This window comes from Proteus sp. G2673 (genome assembly GCF_009915125.1).
Taxonomy (GTDB): domain Bacteria; phylum Pseudomonadota; class Gammaproteobacteria; order Enterobacterales; family Enterobacteriaceae; genus Proteus; species Proteus penneri.
In genome coordinates, this window is the sequence record NZ_JAABLT010000024.1 from 311243 (window position 1) to 335197 (window position 23955).

A 23955-nucleotide genomic window follows, 5' to 3' on the forward strand; every position below is an offset into this window, starting at 1 on the left:
ATAATTAAAAAAGCTGGATATCACAACATGTCGTTTTTAAAAACTTTACCAGGTATTTTATTTTGTGCATTAATTGGTGGTGTACTAACCCTTTCTAGTTTACCTATGGCTCTGATGTTTGGACCGATCCTTGTTGTTATTATTGCTTATCGCTTTAAATGGGAGCTTGCGGTTCCTAAACATACATTAACGTTTATTCAACTCACTTTAGGCACTTCGATTGGTTTAATGTTTAACCAAGTTCATTTAGGTAGTGCTGATAATTTAATTATTCTATTACTCACTCTTGTTGTTTGCTTAGCCATTCAATTTTTTGTGAGCTATTTTTGGTTCCATCGCCATATTGGCTGGACAAAAGAAGAATCAATGTTAGGTGCTGTGCCAGGAGCTATGGCTGCTATTTTAGCATTAACTGATCATACGAAAACACCACCGCAAAAAATTGTTATTTCTCATACCATTCGTTTAATGGTATTGATTATTCTGGCGGGTTTTATTGTGGGGGCTGATAAAGCTAATATGCCAGAATTTTCTATACCTGAAATGACCGTTATTTCATTGTTGTGGTTATTATTGATTGTTATTTTAGGGTTAGGTTCAGGGCTTTTATTGCAGAAAATCCGATTTCCGGCACCCTTTATGTTGACTTCATTAGGTAGTGCAATATTGGTTCAATCATTTGTTAGCGAATCTATTGCTTTTCCCATGTTACTTAATGAATTGAGCATGGTGTTAATTGGTATGAATATTGGTGCTCACTTTGTTGTTTTCCCGCTTTCATCATTAATTAGAAATGCTTTTTCCTCTGTGCAAGTCGTTATTATTAATGTGATTTTAACCGTGATTGTGGCGTATGGAGCAGCTTATTTGACAGGAGTCCCTTGGGCTACATTAGTATTAGCTTGGGCGCCGGGAAGTATGGAAGCGATGACATTTGCGGCGATAACTATGAATGTGGATGCGGCTTTTGTTATGTCGAATCATATTTTTCGAATGCTGATTATTCAAAGTATTCCATCAGTTGCTTTGTATTGGAACGAATATAGACAGAAGAAAAATAATTAGCATAAAGAAAGGTAAAAAAATCTTTTGATAACCTCTCTATCAGTCATTTTATATCTCGACGGTATTTAAAGAGGTTATCCCGCTTTATTTATCCAATTGTGAGTTAACACAAGTATTAATAATTTAATAAACTTAGCGATTTATTGGCTAATAGCTGGCATTTTTTACTGTGTGTCACTTTAATGCCTTTTAAATCATTGTAACTATCTTCATTCAATTGACTCATTGGCAACGTCGAGTAATTACTGACATCCCATTGTTGTGAGCGAGAAAAGACCATTAACGCTCTTTCAATTTTTGGTTTTGATATCTGCTCATAACCACAATCTTTATTTAGGAAAAAGTAGATGGCGGTTAAATCTGCCAAGTCTTCTGCTTGCGTGTAGGTTAACGCTTTTGCACTCGAAGAAAAGAGCATAGTAAAAGAAAGCGCTAGTGTGCAGAACAAGGCGAACATTTTTTTCATTAGGTGTGCGTTCCTCAGTGTGATGATTTCGCAAGTTTTGTTATTTGATTTAATAAAGTTAAAAGTTTTGCAAAGACCTGATGTTTTGTTGGGTTTTAAATTGACCTTCCAGTAAGGGGAAACTTTAGCATTGGTAATAGTTTACAAATATTCTTAATACATTTTATTTCAATAGATAAAAAAATAACTCATTTTTATTCAAAGGAATACATTATGCAACGTCGAGATTTTTTAAAATTAGGCGCCACATTAAGTGCTGCCACATTATTACCGAGCTGGAGTCGTTTTGCGTTCGCCCAAAGTAACACGCCTTCATTGGCGATTCCACCTCAAATTATCCCAGACGCTCAACAAAAGATTGTTCTTAATATTCAACAAGGTGTTTCTCAATTTATTCCTACGGCAAGCACAACCACATGGGGTTATAACGGCAGTTTATTAGGTCCTGCACTAAAGCTGAAACGGGGCCAACCTGTCACCATTAATATCAATAACCAATTACCAGAAACAACAACTGTTCACTGGCATGGACTTGAAATTAGTGGTGAAGAAGACGGCGGTCCACAAGCCATGATTGAACCAGGAAAATCGCGTACTGTTACTTTTACACCAAATCAAGCTGAATCAACGTGCTGGTTCCATCCTCACACCCATGGTGTTACTGGTCAACAAGTCGCAATGGGATTAGGCGGACTAGTGATTATTGAAGATGATGAAACAGCAAACCGTAAATTGCCTAATCGCTGGGGCGTTGATGACTTACCCGTTATTTTGCAAGATAAACGTTTAGACAGTGAAGGACAAATTGATTATCAACTTGATGTAATGAGTGCCGCAATTGGTTGGTTTGGTGACATGATGTTAACCAACGGTGCTATTCAACCACAACATATTGTGCCAAAAGGCTGGATCAGATTACGCTTCTTAAATGGTTGTAATGCGCGGAGTTTAAACCTTGCCACAAGTGATGGCAGACCCATGTATGTGATTGCCAGTGATGGTGGATTATTAACAGAACCCGTAAAAGTAACAGAACTCCCTATTTTAATGGGGGAGCGCTTTGAAGTTTTAGTCGATACGTCTGATGGGCGTGATTTTGATATTGTCACTTTACCTGTACGTCAAATGGGTATGGTGTTAGCACCATTTGATAATGTACTCCCTGTGTTGCGTTTATTACCGTCAGCAGAAAAAGCACAAGGTACTTTACCTGATCAATTAGCATTAATTCCGGCATTACCAACACTCAGTAATATTTCAACGCGGACATTACATTTACGTATGGATATGCGTTTAGATATGCAAGGTATGATGCTATTAACAGAACGTTATGGTGATAAAGCATTAGCGGGTATTCATCATGGGATGAGTCATATGCGCCAAGGTAACGGTAATGGCATGATGGGCGGTGGGATGAATTGCGGTCATGGAAATGGTGATTTAGATATCTATAATGCTAATAGTATCAATGGTATTCCATTCTCAATGACAGAACCAGCATTTGATGTGAAGCAAGGTGTTTATGAAAAATGGGTTGTATCCGGTCGTGGCGATATGATGTTGCATCCATTCCATGTACATGGTACACAGTTCCGTATTCTATCTGAAAACGGTCGAACACCAGAGAAACATCGCCAAGGTTGGAAGGATATCGTGAAAGTTGAAGGACAATTTAGCGAAATTCTTGTGAAATTTGACCATTTAGCGACAAAAGCGCACCCATTTATGGCACACTGTCATTTATTAGAACATGAAGATACTGGAATGATGGCGGGTTTTACCGTTAGTAAATAATCAATCACTACAAAAACCATCAATATCAGTAAGATAAATTGATAAAGGGCACGGGATTAATATTTTGTGCCTTTATTTTCATTAAATCAGATCATCGCATGATGAGGGAAGTTCTGGTACAATCGTTTGCTTTCCCCGTTAACCCAATCGAAATTAATCATGAAACATATTGTTGATGTCATGATCTCTGAAGAAGAGATCAAACAGCGTATTGCTGAGCTAGGTCGTGAAATCACAGAACATTACCGCCCACGCCAAGGTCAACATGATCTTGTCTTAATCGGCTTGTTAAAAGGTTCTTTTATTTTTATGGCAGATTTATGTCGTGAAATTGACGTGAACCATGAAGTCGATTTTATGACTGTATCAAGTTACGGTAATGGTATGACGTCAACACGTGACGTTAAAATCATTAAAGATCTCGATGAAGATATCCGTGGTAAAGATGTTCTGATTGTTGAAGATATCATTGACTCAGGTAATACCTTAAATCGTGTTAAAGAGATTTTAAGCTTACGTGAGCCAGCTTCTATTTCTATCTGTACTTTATTGGATAAACCCTCTCGCCGTGAAGTTGATGTTCCTGTTGAGTGGATTGGTTATTCCATCGAAGATAAATTTGTTATTGGTTACGGCATCGATTACGCACAGCGTTATCGTCACCTGCCTTATATTGGGCATGTAACGTTATTAGATGAGTAATATATCTAGTTATCATAGAAGCCAAAAACCCGCTATTTAAGCGGGTTTTTGTTCTTTAACAGCAGGTGCGTTATTAACGTGGATGACTCAATTTAGCCATCGCTTGACGATAAGAAAGTTCAAGTTTTTCACGACTGTCTGAAGTAACATCAAGAACGTGTAGCTCACCATTATTTAAACCGTAAACCCAACCGTGGATCATCACTTTTTGTCCACGTTTCCACGCTGCTTGCATAATCGTTGAGTGGCCGAGATTGTACACTTGCTCGATAACGTTTAGTTCACAAAGTCGGTTTAATCTATCTTGTGGTGCAAGTTCACCTAACATTGAACTGTGTTTGTACCAGATATCGCGGATATGCAGTAACCAGTTATTGATAAGTCCTAATTCGGTGCCTTCAATAGCTGCTTCAATACCACCACAACCATAGTGACCACAGACAATAATGTGTTCAACTTGTAATACATCAACAGCATACTGGATCACAGAAAGACAATTTAAGTCAGTGTGGATAACTAAGTTCGCCACATTACGGTGAACAAATAAGTCCCCCGGTGCCGCGTTGATTAATTTTTCTGCTGGAACGCGGCTGTCGGAGCAACCAATCCATAAAAAGTGAGGTTTTTGGCCTTTGCAGAGATCTTTAAAAAACTGAGGATTTTCTTCAGTAACAGATTCTGACCATTGCTTGTTATTGGCTAACAGCTCTTCAATCTTTCTCATCATGATGTGACTGCCTGTAAATTCGGTTTCCCACCATTTGCGCTGACAGTACGCCAACACGAAATAGCTCTTGTGTTAATGTTGGATGCGAGAGATCCATTAAGAAAGGGTATTTTTATACCATTACTTTTGAATTTATCAGAAGGCTTTTTAAAGCCAAGTGACAGATAATTGCTTGTAATTTTTCGCTTTCAAATAAGATAGAACTTTTTATAGCATTTGTTTAATGAATTTATCAATACATTCTTTGATGTAAATCAAATATGTAAAAAGATAACTATTTGTTAAATCTAATATTGTATTATTAAAAAATAGACGCTGATAAATGTTATATAAATAAAATTAATGATTGTGATTGTTGGTTTTATTTTTACACTGAAAGCGAGAATGATAAAAAATAAAAGACATTATTGATTGAAGGTGATAAATGGTTAGATGATATTCATCAGTAAACTTGAGAAACAAAGGCAATAATTTTATTGGTATCAATTAGGCTAAATGATTGCACTAAGGGATAAAATGATTAAAACATCAGAATATTGGTAAGAAATAAAAGAATCTTACATCTTGATGGCTAATTTACTTTCTCTTTATCTTTTATTTTTTATTCTTGTAATAGTTAAAAAATATTTATTTATTCGTTTGTGTCATAAGTCCTAAAACGGTTTATTTGCCACGGAATATTCTCTAGAATACCTTATTCCATTCTGTTCTTTGAACTAAGCTTATTTTCTGATTTCAGCTCAGTCAATGCTGAATAATGCAGTTGATAAAAGGTAATTCCCACTTATGACGTATGCATTGGAGTTAACGGAGTTAACGAAAACTTATCACAATGGCGTAAAAGCGCTAAAAGGAATTAATCTCACCGTTGAGGCTGGCGATTTTTATGCTTTATTAGGCCCTAATGGCGCTGGCAAATCGACCACGATTGGTATTATCAGCTCTTTAGTTAATAAGAGTAGCGGTAAAGTCAAAGTATTTGGTTATGACACCGATACCGATATGGTTAATGCAAAACGTCAATTAGGATTAGTGCCACAAGAATTTAATTTCAACCCTTTTGAAACCGTATTGCAAATTGTACTCAATCAAGCTGGTTATTATGGTGTTCCTCGTAAGTTAGCATTAGAACGTGCCGAAATTTATTTAACCCAATTAGATTTATGGGAAAAACGTGACGATAGAGCGCGTTTTTTATCTGGGGGAATGAAACGCCGTTTAATGATTGCTCGTGCATTAATGCATCAACCGAAATTACTTATTCTTGATGAACCAACAGCAGGTGTTGATATTGAATTACGTCGCTCAATGTGGACGTTTTTAAAACAATTAAATGCTGAAGGTACTACCATTATTCTAACCACACACTATTTGGAAGAAGCCGAAATGCTGTGTCGGAATATTGGTATTATTCAACGTGGTGAACTGGTTGAAAATACCAGTATGAAAGGGCTATTAAGTAAATTGGAGTCTGAAACCTTTATTTTAGATTTAGCACCCAAAAGCCCACTACCTGAATTACAAAATTATCAATATCGCTTGGTTGATACATCAACATTAGAAGTTGATGTTAAAAGAGAGCAAGGACTAAATGGTGTGTTTGCTCAACTTAATGCACAAGGTATTCAGGTGTTAAGTATGAGAAATAAAGCCAACCGACTTGAAGAATTATTTGTTCACTTAGTTAATGAAGAACACACAGTAGAAGGAGAGGGGGAATGATTCAGCTGTATTGGGTAGCCCTCAAAACAATTTGGATTAAAGAAGTTACCCGATTTGGTCGTATTTGGGTACAAACATTAATTCCACCAGTGATAACTATGTCTCTCTATTTCGTTATTTTCGGTAACCTGATTGGTAAACGAATTGGCGATATGGGCGGTGTCGATTATATGCAGTTTATTGTTCCTGGCCTGATTATGATGGCAGTAATAACAAACTCATATGCTAATGTTTCCTCTTCTTTTTTTGGTGCTAAATTTCAACGTAGTATAGAAGAATTATTAGTCTCACCTGTTCCAACACATGTTGTTATTGCCGGGTTTGTTGGCGGTGGTATCGCTCGTGGTATTTGCGTTGGTATTTTAGTGACTTTAGTTTCACTATTTTTTGTGCCTCTGGAAATACATTCTTGGACAATGGTCGTGGTGACATTACTGATGACCTCAATTGTGTTTTCTCTCGCCGGATTATTAAATGCGATTTTTGCGAAAACCTTTGATGATATCAGTATTATCCCAACCTTTGTTTTAACGCCATTAACCTATTTAGGTGGCGTGTTTTATTCACTGTCACTCTTACCTGAATTTTGGCAAGGTGTGTCTAAATTAAACCCTATTGTGTACATGATCAGCGGCTTCCGTTACGGTTTTCTGGGTATCACGGATGTCTCTTTAACGGTAACTATTAGTGTTCTATGCCTTTTCATTGCTGTGTTTTACGTTATTGCATGGTATTTAATTGAAAAAGGTCGCGGTTTAAGAAGCTAATCAAAAAACTAAAGAGAAAGTGATAAAAGTTTAAATCGGTATCTTAATTAGAGATACCGGTTTTTTTTAACTGTTTTTTCAGCATAAATGTTAATTTTTCTTTAAATTTTCGCCGAGGTATTAACAAAATGATTTTTCTTGTTTAGTATACTAAACACTTTGATAGGGGATAAAAAGGATATGTAATGACAACGGCAAGCCAAATAGGTAAAAAACCTGAGGCAATCTCTCGTAATAAGCTTTTATGTATTGCAGGCATGGGATGGACTTTTGATGCAATGGATGTGGGATTACTCGCATTCTTACTCACGGCATTAAAAGAAGATTGGGGATTAACGGCATCACAATTGGGTTGGATTGGTAGTATAAATTCAATTGGAATGGCTGTTGGTGCGTTTGTATTTGGCATTATGGCGGATAGAAAAGGGCGAAAACCTGTCTTTATCTTTACTTTGTTGCTGTTTAGCTTGGGATGTGGATTAACAGCATTAGCCAGCTCTTTGATGGTAGTGCTTGTTTTACGTTTTTTTATTGGCATGGGATTAGGTGGGGAATTACCTGTTGCTTCCACACTTGTTAGTGAAAGTGTAGAAACCCATGAACGAGGGCGCATTGTCGTTTTATTAGAGAGTTTTTGGGCTGTCGGTTGGCTAATCGCGGCTTTGATTGCTTATTTTATTATTCCCGATTATGGTTGGCGTATGGCTATGCTATTAAGCGCCTTACCTGCGGTATATGCTCTCTATTTACGTTCAAAATTACCTGAACCTACCTCATCGCATATCTTACAGAGAAAAACACGTTTATCGATTCGTCAATCAATGGCATTAATTTGGTCGCCGCAATATCGTCGCTCAACGTTAATGTTGTGGATCTTATGGTTCTGTGTGGTTTTCTCTTATTACGGTATTTTCTTGTGGTTACCAAGTGTTGCCATGTTAAAAGGCTTTAGTTTAATTAAGAGCTTTCAATATGTGCTTATTATGACATTAGCGCAGTTGCCTGGTTATTTTACGGCAGCTTGGTTAATTGAGCGTTATGGGCGAAAATTTGTGTTAGTTACTTATTTAGCGGGAACTGCCATTAGCGCATATTATTTTAGTATAGCGGATACCACAACAACGCTACTTATTTTTGGCATGTTGCTGTCATTCTTTAATTTGGGGGCTTGGGGGGCTTTATATGCTTATACGCCAGAACAATACCCCGATGGAATTCGAACAACTGGTGCCGGAACAGCAACAGCGGTAGGACGTATTGGTGGAATATTAGGGCCTTTAATGGTCGGATACTTAGTCCAATATCAATTTGAAATAAGCTCTATATTCCTTATTTTCAGTTTTTCAATTGTTATTGGAATATTAGCGGTGATGTTATTGGGTAAAGAGACAAAGAATAAGCCGCTTAACTCAATTTAATCACACTTTATGTGACTAAAAATACAGAAATCCCCTTACTTGTAATATGATAGCGATTAAGAATTTTATGAAGAAAGGGGATAAAAGATGTCTCATTATGATGAAGTGGTTAAACAGGTGGATGATGCTATTGCGACAACCAGTATTGAAACCATGAATGAACTTTTAGTGGAATTAGGTAAAGATAAAACGATTGAATTTCCACTACGTTATGAGCAACAAGAGCGTTTACGCACAGCTATTTTCCATCACGGTGAAAAACATCATTAATCGGATTCTTGTTAAGAAATAAGAATTAAAAAAGCGTTTTTACCGGTTTATTAAAACGGTGTAAACGCTTTTTTCTTTTTACTGCATTGTATCATGCGGATCAAAAAGTCTTTTTACCTTCAAGTACCGCAATTCTATTTTCAATGGATGGATGTGTTGAGAAAAATGAGTCTCCTTTATTAAAAATAAAGGCCGCTTTACGATAAGCACGTCCCGTTGAACCATCTTCAAAATTTTCAGCATCATGCTGTGCTGAAATTTTTTTTAATGCGTTGATCATCGCTTGGTTATCTTGGGTTAAATCAACCGCGGCAGCATCTGCCATATATTCGCGGGTACGGGATAAATAGAAATAGAGCACCTGTGTAATGATTGGCAAAACCAAGTTTAATACAATTAAAATTAATCGCGCTTTGCTTGCAGCATCATTACTTTTACCACCACGGTTACCAGAGGCAATATATAAGCGACTACCAAAGATATTTGTTACCGTCAAAATAACGTTAGCTAATATGCCAACATATAACGTCAGTCGTGAATCACCATGAATAATATGCCCTGTTTCATGGGCTAATACAGCTTGTACTTCTTGGCGATTAAGACGATTTAATAAGCCTGTTGTTACACCAATAAAGGCATTTTTCTCAGACCAACCGGCGGCAAAGGCATTCGCTTCTGGTGTATCAAGAAGATAGAGTTTAGGAATGTAGCCAAGAGTTGCACTTAAGCTAAGCTCTTCAACAATATTAAGGAGTTGGTGTTCTTGTGCATTTAATGTTTCATCTGGGCTAATTAATCTTGCATTCATTCCTGTTAGCATAATTTTATGCCCCTTAAAATGAATAAAGATAAGCAATAAAACCGAGATAGCGAGAATAATTAATGTCGCAATGGGAAGAGATTGAAACGTCAGAAATGCCAACATATTATCAGTAATATCTAAATAAGGATTGGCGCCAATAGCTGTATCCACCAGCAAACCAATCATCAGCATTAAGAGTAAATATGTTGCTATAACAAAACGAGTTCGAATAGCGTTTTTTCGTAGAACATTTCTGAAATCCATTGGTGACTCCAAACAGCACGGTTAAGTGCTATTCTTATCAAACTAGAAGTAATAAATATCTTTTATTACTATAAAATTAATCAAAATTAATGCGGCGCGCTTCTTCCGTTTTAATGGTTCCTTCATCAAGGCGCCAGTACTCTTTATCAATAACTAAGCTTGGGAAAATCTTGACAATAAACACCGCAGGAATAGAAGCAATAAAAGCGCGATATTGTTCTAAAGTACGGTTATAACCGCGTTTTGCAAAAGAGAGTTTATTCTCTGTTGAAACAATCTCTTCTTGTAAATTTGCCATAATAGTGTCGGATTTTAATTCAGGGTAATTTTCAACTGCAACATTAATGGCGCCACTTGAGACAATTTTTGATAATTCATCTTCCGCCGCTTTGGCTTCTTTAGTATTTGCGCTTTGAGCTTGTGTTCTTAATTCAGTGATTTTAGTAAATACTTCAGACTCATGGCTAAGGTATTTTTTAACGGTGGCTAATAAACTATCAAATACTTTGCCTCGACGATCTAATTGCACTGAAATTTCGGTTTCGCTTGAGATAACCGCTTCTCGCATAGAGATAATACGGTTGTAATAATAAAAAATAAGACCCAATAACGCGATGGTAATAATTAATCCAGTCATGCGAAGCGCTCTCTTATCTAGTCGTAAACAGGGAATTGTGCTCAATCATTAATGTTAATTTTGCCTATTATTGATAAAGATAGCTAGATGATTATTTCATCAAAAATAAAAAGAGTGCTGATAAAGTAAAATCAATAATATTGGGTAAGATAAAAAATACCCCGAATAAATTCGGGGCAAAATTAAAGGTAATGCTAGGGTAAATAAAAAATACCAAGTGAAACATAAGGGATGAATCTGAGTTAAATAATTGTGTTAACGAGACTATTTAACTCAGAGGTAAAATATTTAGAACCAAGGTGCTTGCGCCATTACATTGCCATAGAACAACATTCTTCCTGTGATCTCGCCACTAAAGAGGATCAAAATAGAGATGATAGAGAGCGAAGTTTTGGTAAATGACGTGTTGTGAGACAACGTAACAATGCAGATACCAATAATCAGACTCGCAATCACTTGCCACCATAATAATAGGCTTGCAACATCTGCTCCGGGCACTTGTGTTCTCATAACCAAACCAACGAGAACTAAGAATGCACCAACTAAAGTTCCTACTTTTAATGAATTACTAATGATTTTACCTTGTAAACGTAACCAAGGGATCATCGAGCCAAAACCAAGCAATAACGCTGTGCCAATAAAGCTAATTTGTGTTGCTGGTGTATGCCAAAGAGGATGAGCCTGCATTTGGTAATAGATTTGTGCTGTAATTAAAATAACAGGTAAACCAATAACGCCACAAAACAATCCAAACAGACTATTACGGCGAATAGCGTGAGGTTGTACCCAACTGGCTAGCGCCCATAATGAAATTAAACCATTTAGCATTACAAAGGCAATCGCTTCGCGACTTAACCAAGAATGCGCAATACCTAATACAGAACGATAAGCACCGAGCGGATCACCTAAGTGTCCCATCGACATTGATGAACCCACAACTTCGATCAGCCAAATGAGTGCAATGGTTGTTCGTAATGCTTTGGTACTTAACATTGCAGCGTTTTGAGTTTGGTTTTGCCATTGATACAGTGAAAGTGCTAATACCGCACCAATGCCCCATTGACTCATCACTGTAAACAGGACTAACGGCAGTTGATAATCATGCATGATTAATCCTCCATACCAATAATGACAATATTAGGATGACTGATGGTGTGATCAGGAACCCCATAGCGTTTTTCTAATAAAGCCCAATTTGTCGTGTGTTTTTTACGGAGATCTTCAATTTCACCAAACTCAATAGCGCCAGTAGGGCAAGATTCAACACAACGGGGTTTTAGGCCTTCATCAAGTCTATCCGCACACATATTGCATTTACTGGTTTTTCCTTCTACTGGATCGTAAACCGGAGCGTTATAAGGGCATGCCATGATGCACATTTGACAACCGATACATTTGTCATGATCTTGCACAACAATGCCGTCTTCACGCTTAGTATAAGTGTCAGCAGGGCAAACTTTTAGACACTGTGGATCGTCACAATGGTTACAAGACATGGTAATAAAAGCTTGTGCATTAGGTTGGTCTTCGTTGAATTCACGAACTCGGCGCCACAATACACCTGGAGGCGTGGCGTTTTCGGATTTACAGGCCATCGAGCAGGTGCGGCAACCATAGCAATCTTTGGTATTTATTAGAAAACCATACTGTTTCTTCGCCATGATCATGCCTCCCGTCTTACGTTAACTAAGGTGCTATTACAGCAATGACCGTTACCTAAAGGTTCAACGTGATCATTGGTAACATGACTACTGCTTCCGCCTTGTTGTTCCCACCATCCATTATCTAATGAAACGACTCCTTGCTTAATATGTGTGGTCACAACGGCAATCGCACGGTGCTCTCCTCGATCATTAAATGCAATAGCCCATTCACCGTCTTTAATTCCTCTGGCTAAGGCATCATTAGGATGGATAAGGATATTAGGTTGATTACGCTGTACTTCTAAGATCCACTCATTCATACCATGGCTAGAGTGAACACTACGAGCGAGTTTGCGTTGCACTGCCATTAATGGGTATTTTTTAGCAAGTTCAGGTGAGCCTTTTGTCGATTCTTTTACGGGATAATAGGTGACAACAGGAGAGAAGTTTTTATCCTGCCACTCTTCAATAAAGAAGTGTGCTTTTTTTGTTGAAGTACGGAAAATGCCATCTTTAAAGGGGATCCAGTCGCCTTCAACTGGACGTACTGGGCCCTTTTCTAACATGTCACGCGTAATGCCGGAGCCTTTAAGACAAGCATCAATATAGTGTTCAATTGGTTGGTTAAACACGTCACCAAAACCAAAACGTTCAGCAAGACGAGCAAAGATCCAATAATCAGGTTTTGCTTCTCCTGGCGGTTCAACCGCTTTTTCCATTAATTGTACATATTGACTACGAACCCCTGCCATTAAACTGGTATCTTCAAAAATAGTGGTAACAGGGAGTACAAGATCGGCATAAAGTGCCGTGGATGACATCAAGTTATCAGCGACAACGACGAAAGGCACTTTTTTCAGTGCATTACGCACCATATTCGTATTAGGAAGTTGTGTCATCACGCCCATTGTCATGATCCACCAAAAGTTAATTGGGTGTGGTCTTTCATTGACAATCCAATCACCCACTTTTGCAACGGGGATAGGTTTGATGGGTTTTGCATTAGGTGCTGGTGGAATAATCGGGCTAAATTTTGCCATTTGACGAGCGCCACCCGCATCACAAATTCCAGCGCCTTTTTTACCGATATTGCCAGTTAATAATGCAAGATAAAATTGGCTAGCAGCAACATAAGCACCAAATTCAGTGCGTTGAGCGCCTGACATATTTTGTACAATCATCGCCGGTTTGGTGGTGGCATAATCACGCGCTAAACGGATAATAGTTTCTTTTGGGATATCCGTTTCTTGGCTGGTTTTTTCGACAGTCCAAGGTTGTGCTTGTTGGTAAATTTGCTCAAAGACAGTCACATAATCAGCATTAGCAGGTAGTTCATCATGAGTTAACGCAGGAACAATGTTGGGTGTCTCATGGTGAACAAGCTGCTGGCTTAACGTATCAAAAACGAGATAACTATCTTTATCATCATCAGATTGACGTAATAGTTTTTGTTGTGGGTTAACAAGGTAAACGGCACCAGTATGCGCACGCAAAAAAGGCTTATCAGTGAGATTTTCTTCAATGATAATTTTGATCATACCTAACGCAAGTGCCGTATCAGTTCCGGGAACGATAGGGATCCACTCATCGGCTTTAGCTGCAGTTTCATTAAAGCGAGGATCAATAACCACCATTCTGGCGCCATTTCTGCGAGCTTGGTTGTAGTTTTTAAAATACGCTTGCATAGTAACTGCGGGGTTATTTCCCCAGCAAAGAATATAGCGACTGTCCTTTACTGTATCGCGAGTATCTGCATAACGTAGACCCACCATTGGGATCATTGCCGCGGTTACCGCAGAGCAACAAAGAGAGCCAGCTTGTTTTGTTGAACCGCCTAAGTAATCGAAAAAGGCTTTACCCATATCATTTTTAATTGAGTCCATATTGCCCGCATGAGTGGAAATAAATAATCCCTCATTACCAAACTTATCAATGGTTTCTCTAATATTCTTTTCAATGAGATCTAACGCTTCATCCCAACTAATAGGTTTGAACTCCGCTTTTCCTTTTTCACCCACACGCAATAAAGGTGTGGTTAAACGATCTTTATGGTATACCCACTTAGTTCGACTCATACCTCGTAAACAGCATTTCACATTAAAGCCTTCAGTGGCTTCAACTTTGATAAGTTGCCCCTTATGTGTAAAAGCTGTTAGGTTACAGTGCAAACATTCCATCGCACAGGTTGAACGAAAGGTTTTATATTCGGATAATTTTATCCGTGGTTTTTGGTTAAATATGGGTTTATTTTCATTAACTAGACTGAACGCGTTAGGAGAAAAGGCTGCTACGCCAATGGCACCCATTCCTTTTAACAACGTTCTTCTATTTAATTCCCACTTTTGATTTTTAGACATAGACATTCTCACGCACAAGAAAAGTTAACTATATATAAACTCAATTCATATATAGTTAACATTGAGGTAGATCATCTAAAAATAGACAAAGAAAATAATCGACAGAAAATGGCTAAAAAGTCATATTAAAAATGAGGTTTTAGTGAAATAAACTAGTAAAAATGACAAAAAAAGAATAATGGGATATCGTCATAAAACAAAGTAAACAACGGATAGGTGTGGGAAAAATAAATGCAGAATTCTCAAGGAGTTAACTCGGTTGATATCGCTATTACCATTCTTGAATTTATTGCTTCGAATGGAGGTATTGCCCGATCGTCAGATATTGCAAAAGCCTGTTCGCTTTCAAAAAGTCGCTTACATAAGTATTTAGTCTCACTTTGTCGCTCAGAAATGTTGTATCAAGAGAGTGGCGGAAGTCAGTATTGCTTGGGGAGTAAAATTCTTTTATTAGCTCAGGCGACACCAAAACCGCAATCCATTATAGATGAAATTAATCAATTATTATGTGAGTTTAGAGATGAACATAATATGTCCACAGGATTGGTGATTGCACAAGGTAACCAGCTTTTTTTAACACGATATAATCGCAGTTTTAAACATGTGGATATCGATTTTTTACCAGATACGCCGGTTCCTCATAAAGTCAGTGCCGCGGGGGCTGTTTTTGCCACCTTTAGTGATTTACTGATTGAAGCAGAGTTATCACAAAAGCAGCGAAATGCTATTCGCCAACAAGGTTTTGCTATTCGTCATGAGCCAGCAGAAGGCATTCCTGGCGCACAATCTATTTCATGTCCTGTACTGAATAAAAAAGGGGAAATGGTGGCGGCTGCATTGACGATGGGATTTATTGAACCTGAAAGGCAAATGGAGTTAGGTGATGCATTAAAAGCAAAAATGGCGCATTTCTGCCGTTAATTTGCTAAAAAACTTATTTAGGCACTTTGGCATTCAATGCCAAGTGCCTAAAATCGAGTGTTGATTAATCGAATAGTCCTTTTGCTAGAATGTCACCTTCTTGAGATATACCGGGTAACACGAAGTAATAACCACCACCGAAAGGTTTGATATAGCGCTCTAATGGTTCACCGTCTAAGCGTTTTTGGGTATCAATAAAGCCTTTTTTAAGGTTATTTTGAAATGAGATAAAAATAAGTCCCATATCTAGTTGGCCTGAAGGTGTTAAACCTAATGAATAGCTGTAACTGCGTCGGCGTAGTTTTGCACTGTAACGCTCTGGATTTCTTGGTTCGGCTCTTCGCATATGAGAATCAAACAGCACTCGGTCGCCATGGGGATCTTTTTCAAACTGTGGATCGTCCATCTCTTGCTTCATACCTATTGGGGCACCCGTTGATCGATGACGACCAAAGTTATTCTCTTGATCTTCAAGCGGTGTTCTATCCCAAAATTCCAATGCAAACCGAATAAGACGCACTGCTTGATAGCTTCCGCCTAAACACCATTGTGGCTCTTTTTGTTCTTCCGTGATCCAGACTAGCGCGTTCATCAGGCTATTATCAGATGAAGGCGCGTTGCCTGAACCATCTTTAAAACCAAAAAGGTTAATCGGTGTTTGGTGATTATCAATATCGCGAGCAGGAAGAAAACCATCAATTTTCCATATCGCATAAACTTGACCAGAAAGATATTTTAAAATATCTCTTAACGCATAAATGACGCTTTCTTGGCTATTAGCACAAAACTGGAGTAGAACATCGCCACCACACCATTTTGGATCTAATCGGTCATTAGGAAAGGGTTTCATAGGCTCTAAGCGTTTGGGTTTTTTAGGCTGGAAACCAAAACGATTATCAAAAAAACTATCACCTAACGCGACAGTGACGGTTAATTCATCGGGGTATAATTGTGTTCCTAAAATACCTGATTCAGCAGGAGGAAGATGTGGGTTTGCTCTCTGCTCTAGTTCACGAGATTGTGTTAAAAACGCAATTCGTTGTGTCAGAGTTGCGAATATATTTTTCACTTCATCAACAGTAGTGACTGTTAGATTAAGAGCAATAAATGAGGCGTGTTTTTGTTCTGGAGTAATAACTCCTGCTTGGTGTTTACCTAAATAAGCAATCGTACGTTGATAACGGGGCACCGATGAAGCACATTGTTTTTGTTGTGCATTAACCCCTATACTGGCGAGTAATAAGCTCCCACCTAACCACTTTAACGTTGTACGTTTATCGAGGTTCACAGGACTTTTTAATAATGGTTTAAAGAGAGTTTTATTTTTCATCACTTGCTTCTTTATAGTGATAGTAAACATCAATATCGAGGGTGGCACGTAAGTTTGCCACTTGCTCTGCTAATTGTGTCACTTGAGAGAAAAGCCAGTTTTTTTCTGTTTCAGGAACGGCACTTAAAGGTTGGAATAAACCTTCATCACGCTGATATTTTAAAAGCAGAGCACCAATATCGTCATATTGTTTGATAAGCCGTTGATATTCAGTAGGGGGAATATGATTAGATAAGATCGCTACGATTAAGCGTGATCCAGATAAATTGGCATAAGCATCACCCAGATCGCTGTTTGAATATTGATTTTCAATACCCGCAAGTTTGTCAATTAAAATCAATTCTAAGCAATCACCCGCCGATTGGACTAATTTGGGAATGGGGATATCTTCAATAGCTAAACGTTTTTTTAGATCACTAATACCGCTTAATAGTACTTTTGCGGACTCTGTCGCTTTTTGCGTATCTTTTAATTTAAAGAGTTGATATTCAACTAAATGAAACCCTGAAAAACGAGGTGAGTTTTCTCTTTCAAGGAAGAAATCAGCTCGGTTATTTAATAAACGTTCGCTTGATCCAAAAAGCGCAATAATTGGGCGAATAACTTCATAGTGATAATGTGCTTGTTGATAAGCATTTTGAGCATTCATAAGCTGATTTTTTTCACTATATTCGATTAATTTATCGAGTGATTTTTCAACTAGCGTTAATTGCTCAACGGCCTTTTCTCGGTACTTTAAAATATCAGTTTTAAATTTTTCAGGGGTAGGAATATCCCCTTTGGCAATAACGATAGTCTCGCTATCTTGAATAATACCTTGAATAATTTTCTCGGCATAAACGGGAAAAGAAAATAACAAGATAAATAGAGAAGCTATGATATTTTTACTTTTCGATTTTGCATTATTTAGCATGGCGAGCACCTCGCTTAAATAACAGTGCAACAACCACCCAAAACACAATAAATGTCACCACGCTTAAACCTATGGGTTGAGAGCGATAAGCAAAAAACGAGACTAAAAAATTACCAAAGACACTGGAATCATCCAGAATATGGCTAATATCCCAAAGTGGGTAAATAAAGAAATCAGGTAATTCGAAATCTATTTCAATGAGTAAATTTACAATTTCTTCTACGGCTTTTAATAGCAAAGAAACGGCAAGGAATAGCAGTAAAAATCCTGTTACGGTAAAGAAATAGCGCCATGAAATAACTTTTGATGTCAGTAAAAATAGCCATAGAGTGAATGCTGCGACAAGTAAACCAATAAAGACTTCGATAAAGAAAGGCAGTGCTGTTTGTGCATTGAGAGCCATAATATGGCTAGAGAGGAAGACAACAACTTCACTGCCTTCTCTGGCAATTGCAATAGCAATAATCAGTAAAATACCCCATGCACTTTGTTGCTGTGTTTTTTGGGTGAGTTCATTTTCTATATTTGCTTTTAATGATTTTCCTTGCCCATTCATCCAATAAACCATCTGTACAATAAGTACACAAGCGATGATCTCCATTGCGATCATAAATAGAGATTGCCATATATCTTCAAGTGAGCTAAATACGCCATATATACTTAGCGCTAGAATAATGGCAAGAAATAACCCAAATACCACGCCACCCCATAAATATTTCATACCTTGTTGTGGTGCAGGTGAACGTTTTATCCACGCATAAATAATGCCTACTACTAATAGCGCCTCAAAACTTTCTCGCCAAACAACAAACAGAACTTGTCCCATATTTACTCTGCCTTTTCAGTTGCAACAATTTCACCTTGAGGATGAGAAAGGTGAAAATCATCAAAGAAGGTGTAACGACCCGGTTTTAGCGGTGCGATGACAACGACAGAATTTGCGCCCGGTGCTAATACTTTTTCTTTACGCAACTGTGTACTTTCAAATTCAACAGGGCTGGTGCCTGTATTACGAATTTTTATTCTAATGGGGGTTTTAGCGGGTACTTCGAGCACTTGAGGAATAAGTTCACCATCTTTCATTTCTAATTCAACGGTGTATTTCTCTGCTGCCAAAACAGAGGATGTCACCATTAACAGTAGCAATAATGTGTATCTAGAGAGAATTTTGATCATCAGCGTTTCACTTAAAAAAAGAGAAAAAGGATAAATCCAAATGGTTGGATTTATCCGTTATCAAGCTAATTAGTAACTACCTTTACGGCCAGTACCGCTATAGGTGAAATCCCATGACACTTCAAAGGGTTCAAACCAAGGTGCAACACCCGTTTCTTTATCGATATGGCGACCAAAAACGATATCTTTGTTGTATGAAGGTGGGTAAATCTTATAGGTCACATTATATTGACCATTTCCATCCAGCTTCAGGTTTTCACCATAGTGAGGACCATCGTTGGCAACCATCGCCATAAATGTACCTTGCTGTTTTTTCGCAGGTGCATCGGATTTTGTTACGGTATATTCAATGGTGAGGTACGGGATCCAATCGCCTTCAGCAAATCCATTCGGATTATCTTCTGTGGCATGAATATCGGCTTCTAAATGGATATCTGCCTTATCAGCAGCCAAGTGATTCATCGCATGATGGCCTTCTTCAACATCCATGGTGATAGGTTGGAGATAAACTCCTTGAATTTCCATACCATTTTTAATAATAGGATGACCAACTGGATATTCAACAGCTAAAGCGGACGCAGAAAGAAATGAGAAAGCAGTGAGAGAGAGTGCATAGCGATATTTCATGTTTAACCTCTATTATTGAATGATAATTGTTATTATTCTTGTTAAGGTTAGCATGATTTGTATTAGAAATAGGAGATAATTTATACGAAAAATATCGCTTAAGTTGGTCGGAAAGTGAGTAAAAATAGTGATAACATTTTCTTTTATAAAAGAAAAAAATTTGTTGTTTTGAAGGAAATATATAAATGGAATTAATCGCTTCAGATGATAATATCCCATAAAATCATTCAATTAAGAATGATATATGGAAATCCTATTTACCTTAATGAAATGATAAGACAGAAGATTTCCATACTAAGAATATTAAATTTGACTTTGAGCACTCCAAAACTGTTTGGACTGTGTCAGTGCCACAGCAGAAACTTGCTCTTCATTTGGCGGTAGGAAAAATGCAGGCGTGACTTTTAGCTCTTGTGCAATATGAAAGAGCATATCAACATCAATTTTACATAGCCCATTCTCATAACGTGAAAATTGTTGTTGGCTAATACCAACTCGTTCAGCGACAACCTTTGCTGATAAGCGAAGTTGCTGGCGTTGCTTACGAATTTTATGCCCAATAATTTGAGAAATGGGATAAATCTTTGACATTAGTGACCTCATTCTTCCTATCAACCACCAATAATATTCAATAATTCGAATATCAAGTTTCTGGGATGGATCTTCAAAGTAAACAAGCACTCCGGCTTGAATGAGTAAAATCCATTCTATAGTGTTATCGGTTAATGGGATGAATTATTTATACCCGTCAGGCTATAAGATGATATTAATTTTTATTAAACTATTTTGATATCCTTCCTTTTTCTAGCAGGATAATCGAGAAAATTTTGATAAACAGTGCTATATATTGCCTAAACACCATTTTATTTATTATTTGTGCTCGCATTTATGATTAATAAAGAGTAAATAATGAGGCTATAACAAAAAAGACAAAACCCTCTTTGACTGTGTTTATACTCGAAAATACCTTTTATGTATTTTTATAATGGGTTATTTTTGAGTTTTTTTTTATATCAGTAAGATTTCTTTTCTTAAACTCGTGTTAAATTTAAACGACTCTCTTCACTTTATTGACTTTTATAAAATTACATTCACATCTAATAGGCTACGGCGTTAAGATTGTTAACTATAATACTTAGGCAAGATTATAAGTGTTGCAGGGTAATTATTTATTTATCGTCAAGGTCGAGATTATGAATGTAAAAGATGTCATTCGTCATGAACCATTTGGAACATTACTAGGTTATGCGCCCGGTGGTGTCGCGATTTACTCTTCAGATTACAGCAGTATTGATAAAGAAGACTATGCTGCTAATGATTCATTCCGTAGTTATATTGGTAATGAATATATGGGGCACAAGTGGCAGTGTGTTGAGTTTGCTCGTCGTTTTCTTTATCTGCATTACGGTGCTGTATTTACTGATGTGGGAATGGCTTATGAGATCTTCTCATTGCGTTTTTTACGTAAAACCATAGACGATGATATATTACCATTACAAGCCTTTGAAAATGGTAGCAAACAACCTCCAGCTGTGGGCGCTTTGCTAATTTGGCACGAAGGTGGTGAGTTTAAAGTAACAGGGCATGTTGCTGTTATTACTGAAGTGCTTGAAGATAAAGTTCGTATTGCGGAACAAAATGTTATCCACACTAAATTACCTATGGGGCAACAGTGGACTAGGGAATTACCTCTTAAAGTGACGGATAATGGCTACTTTATTCAAGATACCTTTGATAATACAACTCTTTTAGGTTGGATGATCCAAACAGAGCCTAATGTTTATAGCCTTCCTCAACCTAAAATCATGCCTGAGCTGTTAAATATTCATGCTGCAAAGCTTGATAATAAAGGCCAATTCGATGGGAAGTGGCTAGATGAAAGCTCACCTCTGGAAAAAGCCTATGTTCTAGCTCAGCACGGTCATATTATCAATCAAAATAGCTATGAATATTTCACCATTTCAGAAAGTGCAGAACAGGAGCTTATTCGCGCAAGTAATGAAATGCATTTGATGTATTTGCATGCAACTGAAAAAGTGTTGAAAGACGATAAGTTACTGCGTTTATTCGATATCCCTGAAGTGCTGTGGCCTCGTATTCGTTTGTCATGGCAAAACAGGCGCCATCAAATGATCACGGGACGATTAGATTTTTGTATGGATGAGCGAGGAGTCAAAGTTTATGAATATAATGCCGACTCAGCCTCTTGTCATACCGAAGCGGGCTTAATCATTGAGAAATGGGCGCAGAAAGGTGGAATTAAAGAGGGCTTTAACCCTGGAGAACGCTTACTTGATGCATTAGCGGATGCTTGGAAACACTGTGATGCAAAACCTTTTGTGCATATTCTTCAAGATGATGATAGTGAAGAAGATTATCACGCTCTCTTTATGCAACAATCACTGACCCAAGCAGGTTATCACAGTAAAATTCTACGTGGATTGGATGAGCTTCATTGGAATAGCCGTGGTCAATTGATTGATGCAGATAAGCGCATTGTTGAATGTGTATGGAAAACATGGGCTTGGGAAACTGCGTTAGAGCAACTAAGAGAAGAGAGTGAGCAACAAGCGCTGATCCCTATTCGTACAGGGCATCCTGAAGGTGAAGTTCGCTTGGTTGATGTACTTTTACGTCCTGAAATTACTGTTTTTGAACCTCTTTGGACACTTATTCCAAGTAATAAAGCAATTTTACCTATCTTATGGCAATTGTTCCCTGATAACCCTTATTTGTTAGACACTGATTTCACTGTAACACCTCGTCTTGAACAAAGTGGTTATGCTATTAAACCGATAGCGGGGCGCTGTGGTAGTAACATTGGTTTAGTCGATCATAAAGAGAATGTGTTAGATGAAACTTATGGTCAATTTGATCACCAAGAAAATATTTACCAAGAATTATGGTGTTTACCAAAAGTAGCAAATCGTTATATCCAAGTTTGTACTTTCACCGTGGGTGGGCATTATGGCGGTTGTTGTTTACGTTCAGATCCAACGCTAGTGATTAAAAAAGAGAGTGATATTGAACCTTTAATTGTGATTGAAGATAAACACTTTTTAGCTAAATAAGATCATAGACGTTTAGAATTAAGAAATAATAAGCCCGCCTAATTGGCGGGTTTATTTTAAGAATAACTAGTACTCTTGGTGGGAAATAAAATGACACAAAAATTCAAACAGTTAGTGAGTTATTAGCATCGCTTTCAACGTTTGAATTTGATGAGTGGATTTATACGGAAATTGCAATAAGTTGTTGTGTTGTGAATATCATTTCTTTCATCGGATTTTCCTTAAAAAATTACATATTTTCCTTGATTTGTTTTTTTAGCCACTGAATGAAAAGCTGTACTTTAGCATTATTCTTTTCATTTCGAGTGACAAGGTAATAACGCTGAGCACAAAAAAGCTCACTATTATCAAAAGGGATAATTAATTCTTTATTAGCCAGTTGTTTTTGCACTAAACGCTTTCTTCCCATTGCCACTCCTGAGTGGTTAACCGCAGCAATAACAGCAAGATCAGAGCGGTCAAAACAGATATTGCTACGATTAGGAAAAAGTGAAATCCCCATATATTCACCCCAAGCTCGCCATTCATCGAAATCAGAGTTATTGCTCCAAGCTTGCCTATCATGTAGCAAAGTACAATTAGAAAGATGATGAATATTGCCAATAAGCTCATGTTTTTTCGCATATTTAGGACTACATACAGGAATAATAGATTCTGAGATTAAATCTTCACAATAAAGGTTTTGCAGTTGCTTATCATCAAAATAGATTGCGAGATCAATACCATAACCTCGAAAGTTAATATCATCATTTCCTGTAAACAGATTTAATTCAATAGATGGATAACGCTCAGTAAAATCTGAAATACGAGGAACTAACCAACATTGGGCAATAGAAGGTCGAGAATAAACAGTGAGAACGCCCGAAACTTCTTGGTTATGAATATCTAAAATTTCTTGGTTAATATCTTCTAGCGTTTTTTTAAGTGCCCAATAAATTCGTTCACCTTCTTCTGTTAACTCTATTCGGCGATGAAAGCGGTTAAACAGCTTAATGCCCAGCTCTTCTTCTAATGTATTAATACGGTGGCTAATGGCGCTGGGGGTTAATGACAGTTCTTCTGCCGCTAAAGCGAATGAAAGGTGGCGACCTGTTGCTTCAAAAGTGTGAAGTCTTGCTAATTGATAACTGGATAATCGTTTATTTCTTAAAATCACGCTAGAAGATTCAAACATTCTTTTATTCTCGTTTTGTTATTGATAGTAACGCAAGTTAATAATCAAGCTAATGTTAAGATGAAATATCATGCTACTACTTATCAAAATGTAATTATTTGTGCTTTAT

General features: G+C 37.5%; 23 protein-coding genes. 9 read left to right on the plus strand and 14 right to left on the minus strand.

Annotation, left to right across the window (positions count from 1 at the left end):
* Positions 1–27: 27 nt before the first annotated feature.
* Entirely contained in the window at positions 28–1065 is a 1038-nt protein-coding gene (locus GWI59_RS16400; RefSeq protein WP_161725110.1) for an AbrB family transcriptional regulator, read from the plus strand.
* 115 nt (positions 1066–1180) lie between these two features.
* Here the strand turns inward: GWI59_RS16400 and GWI59_RS16405 are convergent, their stop codons facing one another.
* Entirely contained in the window at positions 1181–1531 is a 351-nt protein-coding gene (locus GWI59_RS16405) for a YacC family pilotin-like protein (protein WP_072063629.1), read from the minus strand.
* A 213-nt stretch (positions 1532–1744) separates the two neighbouring features.
* Between GWI59_RS16405 and cueO the strand changes: the two genes are divergently transcribed.
* Together cueO and hpt are read left to right on the plus strand one after the other, a co-directional pair.
* The gene (gene cueO, locus GWI59_RS16410) at positions 1745–3325 is read left to right on the plus strand and encodes a multicopper oxidase CueO (protein ID WP_109847858.1); all 1581 of its coding nucleotides are present in this window, start codon (positions 1745–1747) and stop codon (positions 3323–3325) included.
* A gap of 159 nt (positions 3326–3484) precedes the next feature.
* On the plus strand, positions 3485–4027 hold the full coding sequence (gene hpt / locus GWI59_RS16415; protein WP_036932823.1) for a hypoxanthine phosphoribosyltransferase: 543 nt from the start codon (positions 3485–3487) through the stop codon (positions 4025–4027).
* 73 nt (positions 4028–4100) lie between these two features.
* Here the strand turns inward: hpt and can are convergent, their stop codons facing one another.
* Positions 4101–4754, minus strand: a complete 654-nt coding sequence (gene can, locus GWI59_RS16420; RefSeq protein ID WP_006534997.1) for a carbonate dehydratase — start codon at positions 4752–4754, stop codon at positions 4101–4103.
* Between the two features lie 786 nt (positions 4755–5540).
* Between can and GWI59_RS16425 the strand changes: the two genes are divergently transcribed.
* From GWI59_RS16425 to GWI59_RS16440, 4 genes are all read left to right on the plus strand, one after another.
* Positions 5541–6476 carry an ABC transporter ATP-binding protein gene (locus GWI59_RS16425; protein ID WP_072063626.1) on the plus strand — a complete coding sequence of 312 codons (936 nt, stop codon included), beginning with the start codon at positions 5541–5543 and terminating at the stop codon, positions 6474–6476.
* Positions 6473–7243: an ABC transporter permease gene (locus GWI59_RS16430; RefSeq protein ID WP_006534994.1), complete on the plus strand. Its 771-nt coding sequence runs from the start codon at positions 6473–6475 to the stop codon at positions 7241–7243. The genes GWI59_RS16425 and GWI59_RS16430 overlap by 4 nt, the downstream gene beginning before the upstream one ends.
* 185 nt (positions 7244–7428) lie before the next feature.
* Positions 7429–8661: an MFS transporter gene (locus tag GWI59_RS16435; protein WP_109847857.1), complete on the plus strand. Its 1233-nt coding sequence runs from the start codon at positions 7429–7431 to the stop codon at positions 8659–8661.
* A gap of 87 nt (positions 8662–8748) precedes the next feature.
* Positions 8749–8931, plus strand: coding sequence for a DUF2526 family protein (locus tag GWI59_RS16440; protein WP_006534992.1), 183 nt, complete (start codon positions 8749–8751; stop codon positions 8929–8931).
* Positions 8932–9031: 100 nt separating this feature from the next.
* Here the strand turns inward: GWI59_RS16440 and htpX are convergent, their stop codons facing one another.
* From htpX to GWI59_RS16465, 5 genes are all read right to left on the minus strand, one after another.
* Positions 9032–9997 carry a zinc metalloprotease HtpX gene (htpX, locus tag GWI59_RS16445; protein ID WP_161671062.1) on the minus strand — a complete coding sequence of 322 codons (966 nt, stop codon included), beginning with the start codon at positions 9995–9997 and terminating at the stop codon, positions 9032–9034.
* A 76-nt stretch (positions 9998–10073) separates the two neighbouring features.
* The gene (locus GWI59_RS16450) at positions 10074–10634 is read right to left on the minus strand and encodes a LemA family protein (RefSeq protein ID WP_072063622.1); all 561 of its coding nucleotides are present in this window, start codon (positions 10632–10634) and stop codon (positions 10074–10076) included.
* A gap of 288 nt (positions 10635–10922) precedes the next feature.
* A complete protein-coding gene (locus GWI59_RS16455; RefSeq protein WP_006534989.1) occupies positions 10923–11741 on the minus strand; it encodes a dimethyl sulfoxide reductase anchor subunit family protein in 819 nt (272 codons plus the stop codon).
* A 2-nt stretch (positions 11742–11743) separates the two neighbouring features.
* Positions 11744–12295 (minus strand): 4Fe-4S dicluster domain-containing protein, encoded by a 552-nt coding sequence (locus GWI59_RS16460; RefSeq protein ID WP_109847855.1) that lies wholly within the window; start codon positions 12293–12295, stop codon positions 11744–11746.
* Positions 12296–12297: 2 nt separating this feature from the next.
* Positions 12298–14634 carry a molybdopterin-containing oxidoreductase family protein gene (locus GWI59_RS16465; RefSeq protein ID WP_115065116.1) on the minus strand — a complete coding sequence of 779 codons (2337 nt, stop codon included), beginning with the start codon at positions 14632–14634 and terminating at the stop codon, positions 12298–12300.
* A 231-nt stretch (positions 14635–14865) separates the two neighbouring features.
* Here GWI59_RS16465 and GWI59_RS16470 point away from each other — a divergent pair, with 231 nt between their 5' ends.
* Positions 14866–15555, plus strand: coding sequence for an IclR family transcriptional regulator (locus GWI59_RS16470; protein ID WP_109399257.1), 690 nt, complete (start codon positions 14866–14868; stop codon positions 15553–15555).
* A gap of 64 nt (positions 15556–15619) precedes the next feature.
* Here the strand turns inward: GWI59_RS16470 and efeB are convergent, their stop codons facing one another.
* The 6 genes from efeB to GWI59_RS16500 form a co-directional block, all read right to left on the minus strand.
* Entirely contained in the window at positions 15620–16885 is a 1266-nt protein-coding gene (gene efeB / locus GWI59_RS16475) for an iron uptake transporter deferrochelatase/peroxidase subunit (RefSeq protein ID WP_170110788.1), read from the minus strand.
* On the minus strand, positions 16875–17798 hold the full coding sequence (locus GWI59_RS16480) for an EfeM/EfeO family lipoprotein (RefSeq protein WP_161725112.1): 924 nt from the start codon (positions 17796–17798) through the stop codon (positions 16875–16877). Before GWI59_RS16480 ends, efeB begins: the two co-directional genes overlap by 11 nt.
* The gene (locus GWI59_RS16485; protein WP_006534979.1) at positions 17788–18624 is read right to left on the minus strand and encodes an FTR1 family iron permease; all 837 of its coding nucleotides are present in this window, start codon (positions 18622–18624) and stop codon (positions 17788–17790) included. Before GWI59_RS16485 ends, GWI59_RS16480 begins: the two co-directional genes overlap by 11 nt.
* A 2-nt stretch (positions 18625–18626) precedes the next feature.
* The gene (locus GWI59_RS16490) at positions 18627–18974 is read right to left on the minus strand and encodes a cupredoxin domain-containing protein (RefSeq protein ID WP_072063614.1); all 348 of its coding nucleotides are present in this window, start codon (positions 18972–18974) and stop codon (positions 18627–18629) included.
* A 69-nt stretch (positions 18975–19043) separates the two neighbouring features.
* Positions 19044–19601, minus strand: a complete 558-nt coding sequence (locus tag GWI59_RS16495; RefSeq protein WP_006534977.1) for an iron transporter — start codon at positions 19599–19601, stop codon at positions 19044–19046.
* A 303-nt stretch (positions 19602–19904) separates the two neighbouring features.
* Positions 19905–20192, minus strand: a complete 288-nt coding sequence (locus GWI59_RS16500) for a helix-turn-helix domain-containing protein (protein WP_072063612.1) — start codon at positions 20190–20192, stop codon at positions 19905–19907.
* A 602-nt stretch (positions 20193–20794) separates the two neighbouring features.
* Here GWI59_RS16500 and gss point away from each other — a divergent pair.
* Positions 20795–22672 carry a bifunctional glutathionylspermidine amidase/synthase gene (gene gss, locus GWI59_RS16505; RefSeq protein ID WP_109847851.1) on the plus strand — a complete coding sequence of 626 codons (1878 nt, stop codon included), beginning with the start codon at positions 20795–20797 and terminating at the stop codon, positions 22670–22672.
* A 229-nt stretch (positions 22673–22901) separates the two neighbouring features.
* On the opposite strand, the gene dsdC is transcribed toward gss, so the two are convergent.
* On the minus strand, positions 22902–23846 hold the full coding sequence (gene dsdC, locus GWI59_RS16510) for a DNA-binding transcriptional regulator DsdC (protein WP_006534973.1): 945 nt from the start codon (positions 23844–23846) through the stop codon (positions 22902–22904).
* Between the last annotated feature and the right edge of the window lie 109 nt (positions 23847–23955).

Excerpts from the sequence above, each read along its gene's own strand:
- GWI59_RS16490 (WP_072063614.1), bottom strand. The coding sequence starts at position 18,974 with ATGATCAAAATTCTCTCTAGATACACATTATTGCTACTGTTAATGGTG.
- GWI59_RS16425 (WP_072063626.1), top strand. The coding sequence starts at position 5,541 with ATGACGTATGCATTGGAGTTAACGGAGTTAACGAAAACTTATCACAAT.
- GWI59_RS16470 (WP_109399257.1), top strand. The coding sequence starts at position 14,866 with ATGCAGAATTCTCAAGGAGTTAACTCGGTTGATATCGCTATTACCATT.
- GWI59_RS16500 (WP_072063612.1), bottom strand. The coding sequence starts at position 20,192 with ATGTCAAAGATTTATCCCATTTCTCAAATTATTGGGCATAAAATTCGT.
- GWI59_RS16440 (WP_006534992.1), top strand. The coding sequence starts at position 8,749 with ATGTCTCATTATGATGAAGTGGTTAAACAGGTGGATGATGCTATTGCG.
- GWI59_RS16485 (WP_006534979.1), bottom strand. The coding sequence starts at position 18,624 with ATGGGACAAGTTCTGTTTGTTGTTTGGCGAGAAAGTTTTGAGGCGCTA.
- cueO (WP_109847858.1), top strand. The coding sequence starts at position 1,745 with ATGCAACGTCGAGATTTTTTAAAATTAGGCGCCACATTAAGTGCTGCC.
- GWI59_RS16455 (WP_006534989.1), bottom strand. The coding sequence starts at position 11,741 with ATGCATGATTATCAACTGCCGTTAGTCCTGTTTACAGTGATGAGTCAA.
- GWI59_RS16405 (WP_072063629.1), bottom strand. The coding sequence starts at position 1,531 with ATGAAAAAAATGTTCGCCTTGTTCTGCACACTAGCGCTTTCTTTTACT.
- efeB (WP_170110788.1), bottom strand. The coding sequence starts at position 16,885 with ATGAAAAATAAAACTCTCTTTAAACCATTATTAAAAAGTCCTGTGAAC.
- GWI59_RS16480 (WP_161725112.1), bottom strand. The coding sequence starts at position 17,798 with ATGCTAAATAATGCAAAATCGAAAAGTAAAAATATCATAGCTTCTCTA.
- GWI59_RS16400 (WP_161725110.1), top strand. The coding sequence starts at position 28 with ATGTCGTTTTTAAAAACTTTACCAGGTATTTTATTTTGTGCATTAATT.
- GWI59_RS16450 (WP_072063622.1), bottom strand. The coding sequence starts at position 10,634 with ATGACTGGATTAATTATTACCATCGCGTTATTGGGTCTTATTTTTTAT.
- GWI59_RS16465 (WP_115065116.1), bottom strand. The coding sequence starts at position 14,634 with ATGTCTAAAAATCAAAAGTGGGAATTAAATAGAAGAACGTTGTTAAAA.
- GWI59_RS16495 (WP_006534977.1), bottom strand. The coding sequence starts at position 19,601 with ATGAAATATCGCTATGCACTCTCTCTCACTGCTTTCTCATTTCTTTCT.
- GWI59_RS16430 (WP_006534994.1), top strand. The coding sequence starts at position 6,473 with ATGATTCAGCTGTATTGGGTAGCCCTCAAAACAATTTGGATTAAAGAA.
- can (WP_006534997.1), bottom strand. The coding sequence starts at position 4,754 with ATGATGAGAAAGATTGAAGAGCTGTTAGCCAATAACAAGCAATGGTCA.
- GWI59_RS16435 (WP_109847857.1), top strand. The coding sequence starts at position 7,429 with ATGACAACGGCAAGCCAAATAGGTAAAAAACCTGAGGCAATCTCTCGT.
- gss (WP_109847851.1), top strand. The coding sequence starts at position 20,795 with ATGAATGTAAAAGATGTCATTCGTCATGAACCATTTGGAACATTACTA.
- htpX (WP_161671062.1), bottom strand. The coding sequence starts at position 9,997 with ATGGATTTCAGAAATGTTCTACGAAAAAACGCTATTCGAACTCGTTTT.
- hpt (WP_036932823.1), top strand. The coding sequence starts at position 3,485 with ATGAAACATATTGTTGATGTCATGATCTCTGAAGAAGAGATCAAACAG.
- GWI59_RS16460 (WP_109847855.1), bottom strand. The coding sequence starts at position 12,295 with ATGGCGAAGAAACAGTATGGTTTTCTAATAAATACCAAAGATTGCTAT.
- dsdC (WP_006534973.1), bottom strand. The coding sequence starts at position 23,846 with ATGTTTGAATCTTCTAGCGTGATTTTAAGAAATAAACGATTATCCAGT.